This window comes from Bacillus sp. S14(2024) (assembly GCF_050473785.1).
Lineage (GTDB): Bacteria > Bacillota > Bacilli > Bacillales > Bacillaceae_G > Bacillus_A > Bacillus_A yunxiaonensis.
On sequence record NZ_JBFLUP010000006.1, the window covers coordinates 4,048,883 to 4,067,775 of the forward strand.

At 40.6% G+C, this 18,893-nt stretch carries 9 protein-coding genes, 19 tRNA genes, 3 rRNA genes and 2 riboswitches; of the genes, 3 read left to right on the plus strand and 28 right to left on the minus strand.

Features of this window, described 5'->3' with window-relative positions:
* Window position 1 precedes the first annotated feature (1 nt).
* From AB1279_RS20505 to tenA, 4 genes are read right to left on the minus strand one after another with little or no spacing between them, the layout of a single operon-like run.
* Window positions 2–1,003 carry an ABC transporter substrate-binding protein gene (locus AB1279_RS20505; protein ID WP_429760710.1) on the minus strand — a complete coding sequence of 334 codons (1,002 nt, stop codon included), beginning with the start codon at window positions 1,001–1,003 and terminating at the stop codon, window positions 2–4.
* A complete protein-coding gene (locus AB1279_RS20510; RefSeq protein WP_429760711.1) occupies window positions 1,000–1,752 on the minus strand; it encodes an ABC transporter permease in 753 nt (250 codons plus the stop codon). Before AB1279_RS20510 ends, AB1279_RS20505 begins: the two co-directional genes overlap by 4 nt.
* Entirely contained in the window at window positions 1,749–2,498 is a 750-nt protein-coding gene (locus AB1279_RS20515) for an ABC transporter ATP-binding protein (RefSeq protein WP_429760712.1), read from the minus strand. The genes AB1279_RS20510 and AB1279_RS20515 overlap by 4 nt, the downstream gene beginning before the upstream one ends.
* Window positions 2,467–3,162: a thiaminase II gene (gene tenA, locus AB1279_RS20520; protein ID WP_429752150.1), complete on the minus strand. Its 696-nt coding sequence runs from the start codon at window positions 3,160–3,162 to the stop codon at window positions 2,467–2,469. The genes AB1279_RS20515 and tenA overlap by 32 nt, the downstream gene beginning before the upstream one ends.
* 85 nt (window positions 3,163–3,247) lie before the next feature.
* Window positions 3,248–3,348, minus strand: a riboswitch (TPP riboswitch).
* A 58-nt stretch (window positions 3,349–3,406) separates the two neighbouring features.
* Window positions 3,407–3,515: riboswitch (TPP riboswitch) on the minus strand.
* A 498-nt stretch (window positions 3,516–4,013) separates the two neighbouring features.
* On the opposite strand from tenA, the gene AB1279_RS20525 reads away from it, so the two are divergent.
* Window positions 4,014–5,168, plus strand: a complete 1,155-nt coding sequence (locus AB1279_RS20525) for an SH3 domain-containing protein (RefSeq protein WP_429752152.1) — start codon at window positions 4,014–4,016, stop codon at window positions 5,166–5,168.
* A 6-nt stretch (window positions 5,169–5,174) separates the two neighbouring features.
* Window positions 5,175–5,510, plus strand: a complete 336-nt coding sequence (locus AB1279_RS20530; protein ID WP_429760714.1) for a hypothetical protein — start codon at window positions 5,175–5,177, stop codon at window positions 5,508–5,510.
* Window positions 5,511–5,943: 433 nt separating this feature from the next.
* Here AB1279_RS20530 and AB1279_RS20535 read toward each other — a convergent pair whose 3' ends face one another.
* The 24 genes from AB1279_RS20535 to AB1279_RS20650 all read right to left on the minus strand — a co-directional run bounded on the left by AB1279_RS20535 (window position 5,944) and on the right by AB1279_RS20650 (window position 15,269).
* Window positions 5,944–7,095: a DUF3965 domain-containing protein gene (locus tag AB1279_RS20535; RefSeq protein WP_429760715.1), complete on the minus strand. Its 1,152-nt coding sequence runs from the start codon at window positions 7,093–7,095 to the stop codon at window positions 5,944–5,946.
* Between the two features lie 462 nt (window positions 7,096–7,557).
* Window positions 7,558–7,977 (minus strand): CBS domain-containing protein, encoded by a 420-nt coding sequence (locus AB1279_RS20540; RefSeq protein ID WP_429752158.1) that lies wholly within the window; start codon window positions 7,975–7,977, stop codon window positions 7,558–7,560.
* Window positions 7,978–8,602: 625 nt separating this feature from the next.
* Window positions 8,603–8,674, minus strand: a tRNA-Glu gene (locus AB1279_RS20545).
* A 1-nt stretch (window position 8,675) separates the two neighbouring features.
* Window positions 8,676–8,750 (minus strand) — tRNA-Asn (locus AB1279_RS20550).
* Window positions 8,751–8,753: 3 nt separating this feature from the next.
* Window positions 8,754–8,830 (minus strand) — tRNA-Ile (locus AB1279_RS20555).
* 13 nt (window positions 8,831–8,843) lie between these two features.
* Window positions 8,844–8,914, minus strand: a tRNA-Trp gene (locus AB1279_RS20560).
* A gap of 3 nt (window positions 8,915–8,917) precedes the next feature.
* Window positions 8,918–8,993: transfer RNA gene (locus tag AB1279_RS20565), tRNA-Thr, on the minus strand.
* Between the two features lie 20 nt (window positions 8,994–9,013).
* A tRNA-Phe gene (locus tag AB1279_RS20570) sits at window positions 9,014–9,086 on the minus strand.
* A gap of 10 nt (window positions 9,087–9,096) precedes the next feature.
* A tRNA-Asp gene (locus AB1279_RS20575) sits at window positions 9,097–9,172 on the minus strand.
* Window positions 9,173–9,174: 2 nt separating this feature from the next.
* Window positions 9,175–9,251 (minus strand) — tRNA-Met (locus AB1279_RS20580).
* A gap of 28 nt (window positions 9,252–9,279) precedes the next feature.
* A tRNA-Ser gene (locus AB1279_RS20585) sits at window positions 9,280–9,372 on the minus strand.
* 10 nt (window positions 9,373–9,382) lie between these two features.
* Window positions 9,383–9,458 (minus strand) — tRNA-Ala (locus tag AB1279_RS20590).
* Window positions 9,459–9,472: 14 nt separating this feature from the next.
* A tRNA-Pro gene (locus AB1279_RS20595) sits at window positions 9,473–9,546 on the minus strand.
* 9 nt (window positions 9,547–9,555) lie between these two features.
* A tRNA-Arg gene (locus tag AB1279_RS20600) sits at window positions 9,556–9,629 on the minus strand.
* Between the two features lie 3 nt (window positions 9,630–9,632).
* A tRNA-Leu gene (locus AB1279_RS20605) sits at window positions 9,633–9,721 on the minus strand.
* Window positions 9,722–9,735: 14 nt separating this feature from the next.
* A tRNA-Gly gene (locus AB1279_RS20610) sits at window positions 9,736–9,810 on the minus strand.
* A 36-nt stretch (window positions 9,811–9,846) separates the two neighbouring features.
* Window positions 9,847–9,927: transfer RNA gene (locus AB1279_RS20615), tRNA-Leu, on the minus strand.
* A 17-nt stretch (window positions 9,928–9,944) separates the two neighbouring features.
* Window positions 9,945–10,020, minus strand: a tRNA-Lys gene (locus AB1279_RS20620).
* Between the two features lie 5 nt (window positions 10,021–10,025).
* Window positions 10,026–10,100 (minus strand) — tRNA-Gln (locus tag AB1279_RS20625).
* Window positions 10,101–10,165: 65 nt separating this feature from the next.
* Window positions 10,166–10,249, minus strand: a tRNA-Tyr gene (locus AB1279_RS20630).
* Window positions 10,250–10,265: 16 nt separating this feature from the next.
* Window positions 10,266–10,341, minus strand: a tRNA-Val gene (locus AB1279_RS20635).
* A gap of 4 nt (window positions 10,342–10,345) precedes the next feature.
* Window positions 10,346–10,461, minus strand: a 5S ribosomal RNA gene (gene rrf, locus AB1279_RS20640).
* 93 nt (window positions 10,462–10,554) lie between these two features.
* A 23S ribosomal RNA gene (locus tag AB1279_RS20645) occupies window positions 10,555–13,476 on the minus strand.
* A 242-nt stretch (window positions 13,477–13,718) separates the two neighbouring features.
* Window positions 13,719–15,269, minus strand: a 16S ribosomal RNA gene (locus AB1279_RS20650).
* The 16S, 23S and 5S rRNA genes sit together here with 19 tRNA genes alongside, the layout of an rRNA operon.
* A 423-nt stretch (window positions 15,270–15,692) precedes the next feature.
* Here AB1279_RS20650 and AB1279_RS20655 point away from each other — a divergent pair.
* Window positions 15,693–18,737 carry an efflux RND transporter permease subunit gene (locus AB1279_RS20655; protein WP_429760717.1) on the plus strand — a complete coding sequence of 1,015 codons (3,045 nt, stop codon included), beginning with the start codon at window positions 15,693–15,695 and terminating at the stop codon, window positions 18,735–18,737.
* Window positions 18,738–18,893 lie beyond the last annotated feature (156 nt).

Genomic DNA, 18,893 nt, shown 5'->3' on the forward strand with positions numbered 1-18,893 from the left:
CCTACTTTAAAATGTTTTCAAACAACTCGTTTGCTGGAACAATTTCTTTTGCCATTCCTTTTTCCTTCAACCACTTATTTTGCTTTTCCCATGAATCTGCTGTATCTGATAAAAATGGTTCATCTTTTGTTTCCATTTTATCTAATAAAATTTTCATACTTTCTTTTTCAACTTCTGGAATAAGAGGGAAATTCTCTTTTTCTTGATGGTCTAATAAAATGTTTAATGCTTCATCTGGATTTTTCTTCATAAATTCATAACCTTTTTTTGCCCCGCGTAAAAAGGCTTGCAATGTTTCTTTATCTTTCTTCAATGTTTTATCGCCAGTTACAAACACAAGTTCATGATAATTTGGTACACCGTAATCTGCTGGATTGAAATATGCTGGGTCAAACCCTTCATGGCGTAGTACTGGTACTTCATGGTTAATATATGCGCCTGTAACAGCATCTACTTTTTTCGTAGTAAGAGCCGGTACTAAATCAAAACCAACATCAACTACTTTTACGTTATTTGGATTGCCACCATCTTCTTTAATCATCGTTTTTAAATACTCTTCACTTAACGGTGTTCCTGAATATCCAACTGTTTTTCCCTCCAAATCCTTTGGAGAAGAAATGCCAGCTGATTTTAACGATACAACATGATTTAAAGGTGAGCGAACAACCGCCCCGATAGATTTCACAGGAATGTTTTCATTCGCTCTAGCAATAACCACATCCGGCTGATAGTATAATCCAACCGTTACTTTTCCTGCTGCAGCTAACGTTAATGGATCAGTTGGATTTGAAGGAAATTTAATATTTACCTTTATACCTTCTTCTTTGAAATAACCCTTTTCAATTGCCGCATAAATAAAGCTATGCACTGCATTTGGATACCAATCAAGCATTACTGTTACTTCTTTTTCACCCTTTTTCTTTTCTGATGCCGAATTGCTAGAACACCCAGCAATCATCGCAATTAATAATGTAAACACAAAGATGCGTTTTAATAATTTCATGAATGCTTCCTCCAACTAATAAACTTCTTCTCTAATATAGAAATGAATAATACAAAGAAAATAGCAAGTAATGACAATAAGACAATTGGTGCAAATACACCCGCACCATCCATTTGTGTCATCATTCGTTTACTAAAATAACCTAGTCCCGCTTGCGCTCCAAGCCATTCCCCCATTGCTGCTCCAATAACACTGAACGGCACAGCCACCTTCAAAGCAGAGAAAAAGTATGGAAGTGCGGATGGTAATTTCAATTTTAAGAAAACATCTTTTTTTGTTGCACCATATGTAATTAAAAGCTCTTCCCATTCCTTGTTCGTACTGCGGAGACCATCATATGTATTCACCGCAATTGGAAAGAACGTAATAAGTACTGTGACAACAACCTTACTCCAAATAGAGTAGCCAAACCATAAAACAAATAATGGTGCCAAAGCTGTAATCGGAATCGTTTGTGAAGCAACTAATAATGGATAAAATGCTTTCTCAGCAAATGAGCTCATACTCATCACCATCGCTAAACTAACACCTAATACAACGGAAATGCCAATACCGATAACTGTAACAGAAAGAGTTGCTGGTAAATGCACCGTAAGCAATATATCCCGCAAATCCCATATTTTTCGAACAATGGCACTTGGGGATGGTAAAATGTACATTTCATCGAGAATCCGCGCCCCTACTTCCCAACCAATAAGAAAAATAGCAATAACAATAAAAGCTGGAACATAGTCTACAATTCTCTTCATACAAGTACCTGCTTTTGTAACATCCCAATGATTTCATCTTTTAATGCCAGCATTTCTGGACGATGCAAATCCTTTCGAAATCGTTCTTGCCCAAGAGGTACAATCCGCTCTGTCAATGATGTAATGGGCTGCTCTGTTACGATAAAAATACGATTGGAAAGATAAAGCGCTTCCTCTACATCATGTGTAATAAATACAATCGTTTTTTGCCAATGTTTCCATTGTTCAAACAGCCACTCTTGCAGATATGCTTTCGTCAATGCATCGAGTGCACTAAATGGTTCATCTAATAGTAAAAGGTCGCCGCCCGTTAACAACGTACGAATAAAAGATACACGTTGACGCATTCCACCTGATAAATCTTTTGGCTGTTTATTTTCATATCCTTGCAGTCCAAACTGCTCCAATAATTTTTGTGCTTGCATTTGTGCTTCTTTTTTCTTCACACCTTGACATTCAAGAGGCAATGCTGCATTTTCGATAATCGTTCGCCATGGAAGTAACATATCTTTTTGTGGCATATAACCAACAGGATGATTCGTTTCTCCTATCACCTTAACAGTACCCTCACTTGCTTTCTCGAGTCCTGTAATGAGCCGAAACAATGTACTTTTTCCGCAGCCACTTGGGCCAATAATGCTAACGAATTCTCCTTGTTGTACTGCAGCATCAAGGTTCGCTATAATCTGTTTCTCATCATAATGAAAGGAAACGTTATGAAATTGTAGTATGTTCTTGCTCCTCAAAACCCCACATCTCCTTACGATATGCCATATCCCAGAATAAATATTCAAAACGACTGGAATATAAGAAGATTTCTTCTAAACGATTTAGTTCTTCTTCTGTTTTTCCAATTGCAATTTCATTACATAAATCAATTAACCACACGCAAAGATTTCCGTATTCTTCAGAACTATACCCTTGAATCCACTCGCCAAAAAATTCATGATCGCGTGCTCCTGGAATATCATTTAAACGCTTTCCAATTTCCCAATAACTCCACATACATGGAAGCAACGCTGCGATTAACTCAGCTAGTGTACCGTTTTGTGATACGGACATCATATAGTTTGTATATGCAAGATTCATAGCAGACGGCTTTGCTAATTCCATTTCTTCAACAGAAATTCCTAAACGCTTTGCGTATTGTTTATGAATCGTCATTTCTCCATTTAAAATTCCATCAATTTGTTCAGCAAACTTCGCCATTACTTTTGGATTTGTTGCTTTTACAACACCGATTGCATATAATTTTGCGTAATCTAACAAATACAAATAATCTTGAACAATATAATATTGAAATCTATCTTTCTCTAACGTTCCATCTCCCATACCTGTTACAAATGGATGATTATGACTCTTCTCCCAAACAGGTTGCACCTTTTCAAATAGTCTTTCACAAAATGTCATCTCCGCTTCCCCTTCCTGTATATATGTTTCCAAATAAAAAACCACTTCTATATAAGAAGTGGTCACAGCAAACAAAAGAAAACTCTATTTGTTGTTTCCACTTCCCTACGCTAGTATCACCTAGATCAGGTTATAAGGGTTAAGGTTTCTACCTCTCTCAGCTTTCAAGCACCCCTAGTGGTGTTCTATAAAATTTTCAATAAAAAATCCCCGTTTCTATACGCAAAGAAACGGGGACGTTATATACATCGTCCAATTGCTTCCCTACGCTAGCATCATCTAGATCAGGTTCAAGGGTCAAAGACTATAGGTCTTACTCTCAGCTAGCAACACTAGCTCCCCTAGCATTATATTCATTTAACATAGTCAGTATACCATCGCCCTATATCATCGGCAACTCTTTTGAGTTATAAAGTCAAAATTCCATCAGCGGTAATTTTAAACAAAAGGTGGCTAGTTAGGCCACTCTATGTCTTACGGGAGGTTTTTCATCTTAAAGCTTTTCCCTAAAATATCAATGTTTTGAGCAAGATAAAGTGAAACTTTCAGCAGTTATCTCCCACTTATCTTCTTTGTTTTCTCAGAACCTTGAGGTGGAAGTCTTACTGCCCTAAAGTAGCAGGATAAAATATCATTCTATGTATTTTGTAAGTTCAGAAAAACGCAAATTCCTTCTATCTATTCCCATAACACTGATAAATCTGCTATCCTTTTATTATATGACTTTATAATATAAAAAAATGTTTATTTATTTTTTTATATTACATTTCTATGCATACGAGACAAATTAAATATTGTTATATTATAATTAATAATATAGAAATTTATTACATAAGGAGGCCTCTAATTATATGAACATGAAAGCCGCAGCAATGACAGCAGCTACTGTCGCAGTCGCTTCTATGCTCCCGTCTATGACAGATTCCACTGTACAAACTGTATCAGCACAGCAAAAACCAAAAATGAAAATTGGTTATGTAAAAACGAATACATTACAAGTGTACACTAGTCCTAAAGCAACAGATTCTGTTATTGAAACCATTACACAGAACACTCCAGTTACAATTCTTGAAACAACAAACGAATGGTATAAAATTCACACTCAAAATAAAACTGGCTATGTAAAAAAAGAAGCAATTTCTTTAACAAAAACAAGCAATAATACGCAACAATATATCGTTAATGCAGATGCATTAAACGTTCGCTCTGAGCCAAATACGCAATCTGAAATTATTGATGTATTACCCAATGGAAAATTTGTTACGATTCAAGAAGAACAAGAGGGATGGTATAAAGTTATACATAATGGAACAAGTGGCTATGTAAAGAAAGAATTTTTATCTAACGTAGCTCAGCCATTAGTAAAAGGAATTACTGTACAAGGCGGAAGTTCTTATTATGTGGCTACTCCAGTATTAAAAGTACGCAGCGGTGCAGGAACAAATACAGCCATTATTGGCTCTTTACAGAACGGAGCACAAGTACAAGTCGTCGGAAAAGTTGGCACATGGTATAAAATTCGCTACGGATCAGGATATGGCTATGTCGGGCAACAATATATACTGCAAGGACAGCAGCAACAGCAACCACAAGCTAAACCATCTATTCCAGCTGTATTTAAATATCCAACTCAAGGGAACGTGAGCTCAACATTTGATGTACGTTGGGGACAGATGCACTATGGTGTAGACTTTGCGGCAACCGGAAATGTTTCAATTCAAGCTGCTGCACCTGGCACTGTTGTTAAGTCATACTATTCTACAAGTTATGGAAATGTTGTATTTGTTGCCCATCATATAAATGGGAATTTATATACAACTGTATATGCTCACATGAGCAATCGTGCGGTTAAAGTAGGCGATAACGTAGCAACGGGCCAATTGCTCGGTTATATGGGAAATACAGGACATTCTACTGGCCAACACTTACATTTTGAATTACATAACGGGGAATGGAATTTTGAAAAAACAAATGCAGTAAATCCGCTTCCTTACCTAATTAGGTGATGTAAGATGACACGTAATATTTCACTAATTATTGAGTATTTAGCGTTTTTCGGTCTAATTTGTTGCTTATTAATTTACAATACAAACATTGTATTTTTAAGCATCACTATTGCATTTGTTGCTTGTGAAGTGATGATGGAAGTATTCAAAATTCGATTAAAACGACATATTTCACACATATATACTGCTCTGTTCATTATAAGTTCCTTACTAACAAATATTATTTTTACTGGCCTACATGCCGCTACAATTTTTCCGGTATTCTTTATGACTATTCTTCTTATAGTATCTCAATATATATATGTTCCAGAATATCGTAAACAGCAATATCAAGAAACATAGAAAGAGGGAAAATGTTGCAACGTTTATTCGAAGCTAGTCTTACAAAATATTTTTTAGACTTATATGAAAGAATGAATGAGTTTTTTGGTATTAAAGAAAATAGAAATAGCCAATTCCTTTTATATGGAATGATTTCTCTCATAATAATCTCTTTTTTTATTTACTATTAAATAAGGATTCCACATAAAGTGGAATCCTTATTTGTATTCTACGCTATTTCTTTTTATTAGATAAAGTGAAACTTTAATCAGTGGGGGTTTCTTCATCCCCACTGATTATTAGCCCTCACCAATCGGGCGCATGCCAGCAGTTTATCTCTCACTTAACTTCTTTAGAAAAGCAAAAGCGGCTCGAACAGAATCGCAGGATAAAGTATGCTTTCTCAAAGGAACGAACTTTATAAATTCACATAACCATTAGTGGAAAACTCACTTTAGCCACAGGCATATTGTTCATAAATAAAACTTAAGTTATATTTATGTTCTAAGTTCATACGCTGTTCATCGCTACACCAGTAAAATAAAATGTCATGTATTGATGCATAGCGCTTATTCTTTAAAAATTGCTTAATAAAAGAAGGGAAACAATTTGGTAATTGTATAAATATATAATTGCGTAGTAGTTCCTCTTTGTAGCCTACTCCTTTACATATATACATGAGTTCTTCACAATAATATGCATGCTGTGGAACTTGAATCATCTCGAAAAATGGAACATATGATAATAATTTCCCGATAAAATGCTCATATTTTTTTATAAATTCAAATGACATATATTCCATTATTTCTTTTATAACAAATAAATAATCATCAACATGAGTTGTCTTTAATGGATTAAGATGATCTGATATTTGTGCAATCACCGCATGCTGACATGCTACAACAGCTCGGCTTGGTTCATAATATGTTAAGAAATCCGTGCATTTTCTATATTTTTTCAATAAATCTAGTGTGTATAAATCATAAATGTATGTATTACAATATATCGCTAACTCCATTAAATTTTCATCTAACTTCTCTTTGGATAATGTCTTTGCTTGTTTACAAAGATATAGAAACATAAATTCCAACATTTCTTTATGCGACAAAAGTACCTTATACTTTTCAATACACTCTACATTAAATTTAATTCTTTCCCAAATAAAATAATCATTGCTATCTAACTCAGCAGCTTTTTGTTTTATAATTAAATAATTCCAAGCAACTACTTGTGTAAACACATCCCATGATTCATACTCTAAAGATGTTTGTACGAATTCCTCTAATCCTTCTTCAACCATAAAACAATAAGCTTGTTTATACCATCCTACTTCTTGACATAGACGAATAATTCGAACTAAAGTTGGCATTTCATCTTTATGAAACTTTGGTAAATCATGTGATTTTTTCATTCCATATAAAATAAAAGGAATTAAATTTTCTTTCTTGTAAAATTCTTTTTCTTTCCAAGCCAAAATAGTTCGTTCTTTTCCTTCACCTTTTGGACGCTCTGGTATAAGCAAAGAGAATAAATCCGCAAAATGTTCCGGCTTTTCATACGCATCCGTAACCAAATTCCAATTAGGTTCGGTTTGCATAATCGTCATATAATTCCCCCTCCCTTTTCTATATGTATGATAAAATGCTTACATGTTAATCTATATTATTAATATTACTATATTCAAAATAACATATGATACTTATATTTATTAGTATACCACTTTTTTCATATGATAATAGTTGTTAACAAAAATTTCAAAAGTAAATTACATAAAGTGAAACTTCCAACAGTGAGTTTTTTCATCCCTCACTGTTGGAAAGCTCTTACCAATAAAACATTTACTGACAGTTATCCCCACCTATCTTCTTAAGAAAAGCGGAAGGGGCTCGCTCAGCATCGCAGGACGCCTACGCTCAAGGCAGAGAGGCGCTTTTGCCTCGTCCAAGGGGCGGAAACGACCGGAGATTCTAGCCGCTAGAGCTGGACAATGCTTTTCTCTAAATCTTAAGGTGGGGTTCTTGTTGGCCGCGAATTACGGGATAAAAAACAGCATAAAATATTCTATTCTTTACTTTGTATCCTCTGATATTTCACTTAAGGCAACACCCGCTTGATTATCTGCATATTTAGTTGTAGCTAAATCTCCAAGTGATAGCATTCCCACAATTTGTCCATGTTCAATTACCGGCAATCTTCTGATTTGGTAACGTGCCATTAACTCTGACGCTTTTTCAACAGCGTCATCAGGAGACACTGAAATAATTTGTGTTGTCATAACATTTGTAATTTGATTAGAACCCGGGTGCTTTTCTGCAATTCCTCTCACAACTAAATCACGGTCTGTTACAAGACCAATAACGTGACTATTCTCTACAACAGGAATCATCCCTATATCTTCTTCTTTCATTTTCACAGCTGCTTCATACACATTATCTAGCGGCGTACAATGTACAATATTTGTGCTCATCAATTCTCTAACAGTTGTCATAAATATATTCCCTCCTTTACACACTTTAGCCTTTCCAATTCTCCTTATTTAAATTCACGGTTCCTAGAAAGATGAATGCAATACGATACGCTCATCTCTGTAAAAACAAAGGAATTTGCTCTTTAACAACCTCGAAGAATTGTCTAAATAGCGCCACCTAAGGACAATTAGACTTTTAGTTACTAGTCATAGAACTATAAATTAAATTGAGTATTCTAAAATATGACAATCCATCTAAGATCATTAGAATTGAGAAGAGAAAATATTGATTTTATTCATCAGGGCAGCTAAAATAGTCAATCGATAAAATATAATGTACAATGTTCTTTCCTAATTACACAAAATAATACAAAATCCTTCATTATTCACAATAAAAAATGAAATATCTCATAATATGTAAAAAATAAGTGACATTCTCATCAATAGGGTTTTCTTCATCCCTCACTAATCGAGCTCTTATGGGCAGTTATCACATGAGTCTTAAGGTGAATTTAGAAATAATAGGATAAACATGTTTGTAAGGAGATTATTAATCAAGGAAGTAATTATGGTTTGATAAAACAAAGATATAGTATCTATTTTCTTCAAAAAAAAAGAGTCAGCATATTGCTGACTCTTTTTTTAGTGACCCGTACGGGATTCGAACCCGTGTTACCGCCGTGAAAGGGCGGTGTCTTAACCACTTGACCAACGGGCCATGGCTCCGCAGGTAGGACTCGAACCTACGACCGATCGGTTAACAGCCGATAGCTCTACCACTGAGCTACTGCGGAATATGGTGGGCCTAAATGGACTCGAACCATCGACCTCACGCTTATCAGGCGTGCGCTCTAACCAGCTGAGCTATAGGCCCTTAATCTTTTCTACAGGGGCAGTAGGAATCGAACCCACGCCGGAGGTTTTGGAGACCTCTGTTCTACCGTTAAACTATGCCCCTAAGTGGTGCCGGCTAGAGGACTTGAACCCCCAACCTACTGATTACAAGTCAGTTGCTCTACCAATTGAGCTAAGCCGGCTAGTTTACAAAAAAAAATGATGGCTCGGGACGGAATCGAACCGCCGACACGAGGATTTTCAGTCCTCTGCTCTACCGACTGAGCTACCGAGCCTTTATGTAAATGGCGGTCCCGACCGGGGTCGAACCGGCGATCTCCTGCGTGACAGGCAGGCATGTTAACCACTACACCACGGGACCATTGGTTGCGGGGACAGGATTTGAACCTGCGACCTTCGGGTTATGAGCCCGACGAGCTACCAGACTGCTCCACCCCGCGATGATATAATATTCTTTTAAATAAAAAATGGAGGAGGTAGAGGGATTCGAACCCCCGCGCGACTCTCGCCGCCTGTCGGTTTTCAAGACCGATCCCTTCAGCCGAACTTGGGTATACCTCCGTTATATAAATGGTGGAGCCTAGCGGGATCGAACCGCTGACCTCCTGCGTGCAAGGCAGGCGCTCTCCCAGCTGAGCTAAGGCCCCATTTTTTAAAACTATCGGGAAGACAGGATTCGAACCTGCGACCCCCTGGTCCCAAACCAGGTGCTCTACCAAGCTGAGCCACTTCCCGTTAATAAAGCGCGCCCGAGAGGACTCGAACCCCTAACCTTTTGATCCGTAGTCAAACGCTCTATCCAATTGAGCTACGGGCGCATATGGTGCCGAGGGCGGGGGTCGAACCCGCACGGTGGTCACCCACCGCAGGATTTTAAGTCCTGTGCGTCTGCCTGTTCCGCCACCCCGGCGTCATATTGAAAATTGGAGCGGAAGACGGGATTCGAACCCGCGACCCCAACCTTGGCAAGGTTGTATTCTACCACTGAACTACTTCCGCAAAACATATATGACTGATTGCTTATTTAATTAAAAGTGCGGGTGAAGGGAGTCGAACCCCCACGCCAAAGGCGCCAGATCCTAAGTCTGGTGCGTCTGCCAATTCCGCCACACCCGCATATTACATTTTAAAAATGGTGAGCCATGAAGGACTCGAACCTTCGACCCTCTGATTAAAAGTCAGATGCTCTACCAACTGAGCTAATGGCTCTTAAATGGCTGGGCTAGCTGGATTCGAACCAGCGCATGACGGAGTCAAAGTCCGTTGCCTTACCGCTTGGCTATAGCCCATTGATTTTTCTTTATGAAATTACTTCATTTAAAGTAAATCATTTAATATGAAGATTAATTATAAATGGTGGAGGGGGGCAGATTCGAACTGCCGAACCCGAAGGAGCGGATTTACAGTCCGCCGCGTTTAGCCACTTCGCTACCCCTCCGACATTAAAAATTATATGGTGGAGGATGACGGGATCGAACCGCCGACCCCCTGCTTGTAAGGCAGGTGCTCTCCCAGCTGAGCTAATCCTCCATTTGCCTGGCAACGTCCTACTCTCACAGGGACAAAGTCCCAACTACCATCGGCGCTAGAGAGCTTAACTTCCGTGTTCGGTATGGGAACGGGTGTGACCTCTCTGCCATCATTACCAGACTTTTATTATTATACACATTCTTTTTAGAATGTCAACAGGAATTTCAAAAAAATATATTCCTTCAAAACTAGATAACATTTGCTTCATATTATATGGTTAAGTCCTCGATCTATTAGTATTCGTCAGCTCCACATGTCACCATGCTTCCACCTCGAACCTATCAACCTGATCATCTTTCAGGGATCTTACTAGCTTACGCTATGGGAAATCTCATCTTGAGGGGGGCTTCATGCTTAGATGCTTTCAGCACTTATCCCTTCCGCACATAGCTACCCAGCTATGCCCTTGGCAGAACAACTGGTACACCAGCGGTGCGTCCATCCCGGTCCTCTCGTACTAAGGACAGCTCCTCTCAAATTTCCTACGCCCACGACGGATAGGGACCGAACTGTCTCACGACGTTCTGAACCCAGCTCGCGTACCGCTTTAATGGGCGAACAGCCCAACCCTTGGGACCGACTACAGCCCCAGGATGCGATGAGCCGACATCGAGGTGCCAAACCTCCCCGTCGATGTGGACTCTTGGGGGAGATAAGCCTGTTATCCCCGGGGTAGCTTTTATCCGTTGAGCGATGGCCCTTCCATGCGGAACCACCGGATCACTAAGCCCGACTTTCGTCCCTGCTCGACTTGTAGGTCTCGCAGTCAAGCTCCCTTATGCCTTTGCACTCTACGAATGATTTCCAACCATTCTGAGGGAACCTTTGGGCGCCTCCGTTACTTTTTAGGAGGCGACCGCCCCAGTCAAACTGCCCACCTGACACTGTCTCCCGGGTCGATAAGACCCGTAGGTTAGAATTTCAATACAGCCAGGGCGGTATCCCACCAGCGCCTCCACCGAAGCTAGCGCTCCGGCTTCAAAGGCTCCCGCCTATCCTGTACAAGCTGTACCAAAATTCAATATCAGGCTACAGTAAAGCTCCACGGGGTCTTTCCGTCCTGTCGCGGGTAACCTGCATCTTCACAGGTACTATAATTTCACCGAGTCTCTGGTTGAGACAGTGCCCAAATCGTTACACCTTTCGTGCGGGTCGGAACTTACCCGACAAGGAATTTCGCTACCTTAGGACCGTTATAGTTACGGCCGCCGTTTACTGGGGCTTCAGTTCAGAGCTTCGCTTGCGCTAACCCCTCTCCTTAACCTTCCAGCACCGGGCAGGTGTCAGCCCCTATACTTCGCCTTACGGCTTCGCAGAGACCTGTGTTTTTGCTAAACAGTCGCTTGGGCCTATTCACTGCGGCTTTCCGTTAAGAAAGCACCCCTTCTCCCGAAGTTACGGGGTCATTTTGCCGAGTTCCTTAACCAGAGTTCTCTCGCTCACCTTAGGATTCTCTCCTCGCCTACCTGTGTCGGTTTGCGGTACAGGCACCTTTTATCTCGCTAGAAGCTTTTCTTGGCAGCGGGGAATCAAAGACTTCGCTCCATAAGGAGCTTCCCCATCACAGCTCAGCCTTCGCGGTAAGCGGATTTGCCTACTTACCAGCCTAACTGCTTGGACGTGCACAACCAATCGCACGCTTCTTCTATCCTTCTGCGTCCCTCCATTGCTCAAACGATAAAGAGGTGGTACAGGAATATCAACCTGTTGTCCATCGCCTACGCCTGTCGGCCTCGGCTTAGGTCCTGACTAACCCTGAGCGGACGAGCCTTCCTCAGGAAACCTTAGGCATTCGGTGGACGGGATTCTCACCCGTCTTTCGCTACTCATACCGGCATTCTCACTTCTAAGCGCTCCACCAGTCCTTACGATCTGACTTCACAGCACTTAGAACGCTCCCCTACCACTGATACCATAGGTATCAATCCGCAGCTTCGGTGGTGTATTTAGCCCCGGTACATTTTCGGCGCAGAGTCACTCGACTAGTGAGCTATTACGCACTCTTTAAATGGTGGCTGCTTCTAAGCCAACATCCTAGTTGTCTAAGCAACTCCACATCCTTTTCCACTTAATACACACTTTGGGACCTTAGCTGGCGGTCTGGGCTGTTTCCCTTTTGACTACGGATCTTATCACTCGCAGTCTGACTCCCAAGGATAAGTCATTGGCATTCGGAGTTTGACTGAATTCGGTAATCCGATGGGGACCCCTAGTCCAATCAGTGCTCTACCTCCAAGACTCTCACACTTGAGGCTAGCCCTAAAGCTATTTCGGGGAGAACCAGCTATCTCCAGGTTCGATTGGAATTTCTCCGCTACCCACACCTCATCCCCGCACTTTTCAACGTGCGTGGGTTCGGGCCTCCATTCAGTGTTACCTGAACTTCACCCTGGACATGGGTAGATCACCTGGTTTCGGGTCTACGACCACGTACTAAACGCCCTATTCAGACTCGCTTTCGCTACGGCTCCGCCTCTTCAGCTTAACCTCGCACGGGATCGTAACTCGCCGGTTCATTCTACAAAAGGCACGCCATCACCCTTTAACGGGCTCTGACTATTTGTAGGCACACGGTTTCAGGATCTCTTTCACTCCCCTTCCGGGGTGCTTTTCACCTTTCCCTCACGGTACTGGTTCACTATCGATCACTAGGTAGTATTTAGCCTTGGGAGATGGTCCTCCCGGATTCCGACGGAATTTCACGTGTTCCGCCGTACTCAGGATACATTCAAGAGGGAACGAAGTTTCAACTACAGGGTTGTTACCTTCTATGACGAGCCTTTCCAGGCTGCTTCGTCTACCTCGTTCCTTTGTAACTCCGTATAGAATGTCCTACAACCCCAAGAGGCAAGCCTCTTGGTTTGGGCTAGATTCCGTTTCGCTCGCCGCTACTCAGGAAATCGCATTTGCTTTCTCTTCCTCCAGGTACTTAGATGTTTCAGTTCCCTGGGTCTGTCTTCTTTACCCTATGTATTCAGATAAAGATACCATACCATTACGTATGGTGGGTTTCCCCATTCGGAAATCTCCGGATCAAAGCTTACTTACAGCTCCCCGAAGCATATCGGTGTTAGTCCCGTCCTTCATCGACTCCTAGTGTCAAGGCATCCACCGTGCGCCCTTTCTAACTTAACCAAAATTAAAAAAATATGAGCTACACTGTTATCTAGTTTTCAAAGAACATGCCTACTGCGCTGAATTTGCTTCTTAGCTGGCATGCGGTGAGGAACCCATCATCGTGGAATTCACTTTCAGACGCAACCGCAAGAAAAACAAACTACTTGCACTGTATCTAATTGAGAGATAGTTCTCTCAAAACTGAACAAAACGAAACACGGAAACTTTATTGATGAACAGCGTTCATCAATTCTCCATAGAAAGGAGGTGATCCAGCCGCACCTTCCGATACGGCTACCTTGTTACGACTTCACCCCAATCATCTGTCCCACCTTAGGCGGCTGGCTCCAAAAGGTTACCCCACCGACTTCGGGTGTTACAAACTCTCGTGGTGTGACGGGCGGTGTGTACAAGGCCCGGGAACGTATTCACCGCGGCATGCTGATCCGCGATTACTAGCGATTCCAGCTTCATGTAGGCGAGTTGCAGCCTACAATCCGAACTGAGAACGGTTTTATGAGATTAGCTCCACCTCGCGGTCTTGCGACTCTTTGTACCGTCCATTGTAGCACGTGTGTAGCCCAGGTCATAAGGGGCATGATGATTTGACGTCATCCCCACCTTCCTCCGGTTTGTCACCGGCAGTCACCTTAGAGTGCCCAACTTAATGATGGCAACTAAGATCAAGGGTTGCGCTCGTTGCGGGACTTAACCCAACATCTCACGACACGAGCTGACGACAACCATGCACCACCTGTCACTCTGCCCCCGAAGGGGAAGCCCTATCTCTAGGGTTGTCAGAGGATGTCAAGACCTGGTAAGGTTCTTCGCGTTGCTTCGAATTAAACCACATGCTCCACCGCTTGTGCGGGCCCCCGTCAATTCCTTTGAGTTTCAGCCTTGCGGCCGTACTCCCCAGGCGGAGTGCTTAATGCGTTAACTTCAGCACTAAAGGGCGGAAACCCTCTAACACTTAGCACTCATCGTTTACGGCGTGGACTACCAGGGTATCTAATCCTGTTTGCTCCCCACGCTTTCGCGCCTCAGTGTCAGTTGCAGACCAGAAAGTCGCCTTCGCCACTGGTGTTCCTCCATATCTCTACGCATTTCACCGCTACACATGGAATTCCACTTTCCTCTTCTGCACTCAAGTCTCCCAGTTTCCAATGACCCTCCACGGTTGAGCCGTGGGCTTTCACATCAGACTTAAGAAACCACCTGCGCGCGCTTTACGCCCAATAATTCCGGATAACGCTTGCCACCTACGTATTACCGCGGCTGCTGGCACGTAGTTAGCCGTGGCTTTCTGGTTAGGTACCGTCAAGGTGCCAGCTTATTCAACTAGCACTTGTTCTTCCCTAACAACAGAGCTTTACGACCCGAAGGCCTTCATCGCTCACGCGGCGTTGCTCCGTCAGACTTTCGTCCATTGCGGAAGATTCCCTACTGCTGCCTCCCGTAGGAGTCTGGGCCGTGTCTCAGTCCCAGTGTGGCCGATCACCCTCTCAGGTCGGCTACGCATCGTCGCCTTGGTGAGCCATTACCTCACCAACTAGCTAATGCGCCGCAGGTCCATCTGTAAGTGACAGCCGAAGCCGCCTTTCAATTTCGCACCATGCGGTGCAAAATGTTATCCGGTATTAGCCCCGGTTTCCCGGAGTTATCCCAGTCTTACAGGCAGGTTACCTACGTGTTACTCACCCGTCCGCCGCTAACTTCATAAGAGCAAGCTCTTAATCGGTTCGCTCGACTTGCATGTATTAGGCACGCCGCCAGCGTTCATCCTGAGCCAGGATCAAACTCTCCAATAAAGTGTTTGTCTAGCATCATAAATAAAAATTGACGTTTCACGTTGTTTGTTTCGTTCAGTTTTCAAAGAACTTGTCCGCCGCTCAATTGGCGACTTCCTTATGTTAGCATCTTTGTTTTTCGATGTCAACATTGTTTTTTATTTCTTTTTTCTTTTCGCTTTCTGCTGTAGTGCAGCAGCGACGTTTATTAATATATCATCTACATTTTTAAAGCGCAAGCACTTTTTTAAAAATATATAAAGTTTTTTTCGTATAAACTAAATTATTGTATAACATATCTTTCACTCGTTAACTAACCATAAAATGAGTTCCTCACTTAAGGGTTTTTTAGAAAATTTTTACATATTTTTAACTCTATTTCCTTGTCATTTGTTATATAGTAAAACAGTAAACCATCAAACCCTATCATGGAGGAATTTATTTATGGAAAGATTGACAAAGTTTTCATTAAAAAATAGGGCCGCTATTATCATCATGGTTTTCCTCATCTCTGTATTAGGTATTTATTCCGGCTCTAAGTTACCGATGGAGTTTTTACCAAGCATCGATAATCCCGTAATAACAATCACCACTTTATCCGAAGGACTAGATGCTGAAACAATGACAAAAGAAGTAACCGAACCTCTCGAGAAACAATTTCGAAACCTTTCACACGTCGATACCATTACATCATCAACAAGTGAAGGTTTATCACGGATTGATATTGCCTACACCTCAGAAGCAAATATGAAAGATGCAACGCGTGAAGTTGAAAAACTCACAAACGGAGTACCACTTCCAAAAGATACAATGAAACCAGTTGTCAGCCAACTAAACACCTCTATGATTCCACTCGCACAAATCACAGTTCAAAAGAAAAATGGCTTTACAAAGGCTGATGAAAAACAAATCGAAAAAGAAGTTATCCCGCAACTTGAAAATATCGATGGCGTGTCCAATGTTATGTTTTACGGAAAATCAACATCTGAATTATCTATTGTATTAGATCCCGTTAAAATGAAAGATAAAAATATCATAACACCACAAATTGTATCTGCTCTTCAAGGAAAAGAAGTTTCTATACCTGCTGGACAAATATCTATAAATAACGAAAATCATTTACTTCGTGTAATTGGAGAAATAAAAAATATTGAAGACATAAAAAACATTCCCCTCACACCAGAAGTAAAGCTAAGTGATATCGCAAAAATTGAGCTAAAACAACATCATGATGCAATTTCCCATATAAACGGAGATGATGGTGCCGTATTAGTCGTTATGAAAGAACCCAGCAAAAATGCTGTTACAATTGGAAAAGAAATTGAGAAAAAAGTTCATGATATGAGCAAGCAATATAAAGACACTTTCACTATAAAAACACTTATGTCAACGCACGAACAAGTCCAAAATGCTGTTACAAGTATGGCTAAAGAAGTTGTTCTCGGTGCCATTGCCGCTACATTCATCATTTTAATTTTCTTACGTAACATTCGTACTACTTTAATCGCTGTTGTTAGTATCCCTTTATCTATACTCCTTACACTCTTTTTACTTGAGCAATCTCATATCACTTTAAACATTTTAACATTAGGAGGACTAGCAGTTGCTGTCGGACGCCTTGTTGATGATAGCATCGTTGTAATCGAAAACATTTTCCGTCGTTTACAAAAAGATTCTTTCTCAAAAGAAGTTATTATTGATGCTACAAAAGAAGTTGCAATCGCAATTACGTCTTCCACTTTAACGACCGTCGCTGTCTTTTTACCAATTGGCTTTGTATCAGGCGGAATCGGTGAATTTATGCTACCTATGGTGTTGGCAGTTGTATATTCAATTCTTTCCTCTCTAGTAGTGGCCTTAACAGTTGTTCCGCTCATGGCTTTTCTACTTTTAAAGAAAGCAAGACACGAAGAGCAAAAAGAAACGAAACGTTATACAGCCATTTTAAAATGGTCGTTATCACATAAATTTATCATTTTACTTACTTCTTTCTTATTGTTTGTCGGTTCAATTGCAGCTTACATTGTACTTCCAAAAGCAAATATTAAATCTGACGATAACACAATGCTTTCTATCAATATGACATTCCCCGCTAATTACGATTTAGAAAAAGGGAAACAACAAGCTTTCGAATTCGAAAAGAAATTACTTGCAGATACACAAGTACAAGACGTTACCTTACGAATGGGTTCTGCTTCAGAAGATGCACAGTGGGGCCAAGTGACAAAAAACAATCTTGCAAGTATATATGTAGGATTTAAAAAAGGAATTGACCTTGAAACATACATTAACAAACTAAAAAAAGAACAGAATCAATTTCAACCAGCAACATTTGATTATATAAAAGTGAGTTTTTCAAGTTTCGGTGGCGGGAACACTTTACAATTTAACATTACGGCCAACAATAGTGAACATTTAAAGAAAGCTTCCGATCTTGTTACCACAAAATTAAAAAGCTTAAATAGTCTTTCAAAAGTAAAAACAAATATGGAAGAGGAGAAAAATGAATGGGTCATCAACGTTGATCAAACAAAAGCAGAGAAAGCAGGATTAACTCCTGAAGTCATCGCACAACAAGTTGCATTTTTAATGAAAAAATCACCAATTGGCCAAATTTCACTCGATAATGAAAAGACAACTATTGTAATAGAACACGAAAAAACAAACATCCATAATAAAGATGCAATTCTAGACTCAAATATTTCGTCTCCAATTACTGGTTTGATCCCATTAAAAGATATTGCAACCATTTCTGAAAAACAAATACAAACAGAAATATTCCATAAGGACGGAAAAGAAACAATTCAAGTTACAGCGGAAGCAAAAGGTGAAGATTTAAGTAAAGTAAGTACAGACGTAAATACAGCTATTACAAATTTAAAATTACCTAATGGAGCGAAAGTTAACATTGCCGGAGCAACAGAATCAATGCAAGAAAGCTTCACTGATCTATTTAAAATTATGGGAATTGCAATTGGTGTTGTTTACTTAATTATGGTTGTTACTTTTGGGCAAGCACGTGCACCATTTGCAATTTTATTCTCCCTTCCATTAGCTGCTGTCGGCGGTATTTTAGGTTTAATTATTTCACAAACACCGGTTGATTTAAACTCCCTTATCGGTGCCTTAATGCTAATCGGAATCGTCGTGACAAATGCAATTGTATTAATAGAACGTGTACAACAAAATCGCGAAAAAGGAATGTCAACAAGAGAAGCACTATTAGAAGCTGGCTCGATAAGATTACGCCCAATTATTATGACAGCTATTACAACCATCTTCGCAATGCTTCCTCTACTATTCGGTGATACACAAGCTGGAAGCATGGTGTCAAAAAGCTTAGCTGTTGTAGTAATTGGCGGTTTATTAGTTTCCACATTACTAACACTCGTTGTTGTACCTGTTATGTACGAATTACTAGATCGAATTGGTAGCAGGAAGCATCGCAAAAAACAACATGAATCTTATACAGACGTTCCAAACTCATAAAGTGAAACTTCCATAAGTTGGGGTCTTACTGCCCGCGAATAACGGGCTAAAATACAATAACCGCACTCAGACTTCTGAATGCGGTTGTTGTATTTTTTACCTACATTGAGAATAGGGGCTTCTCAACTAAAGTGAAACTTCCATCAGTGGTTTCTT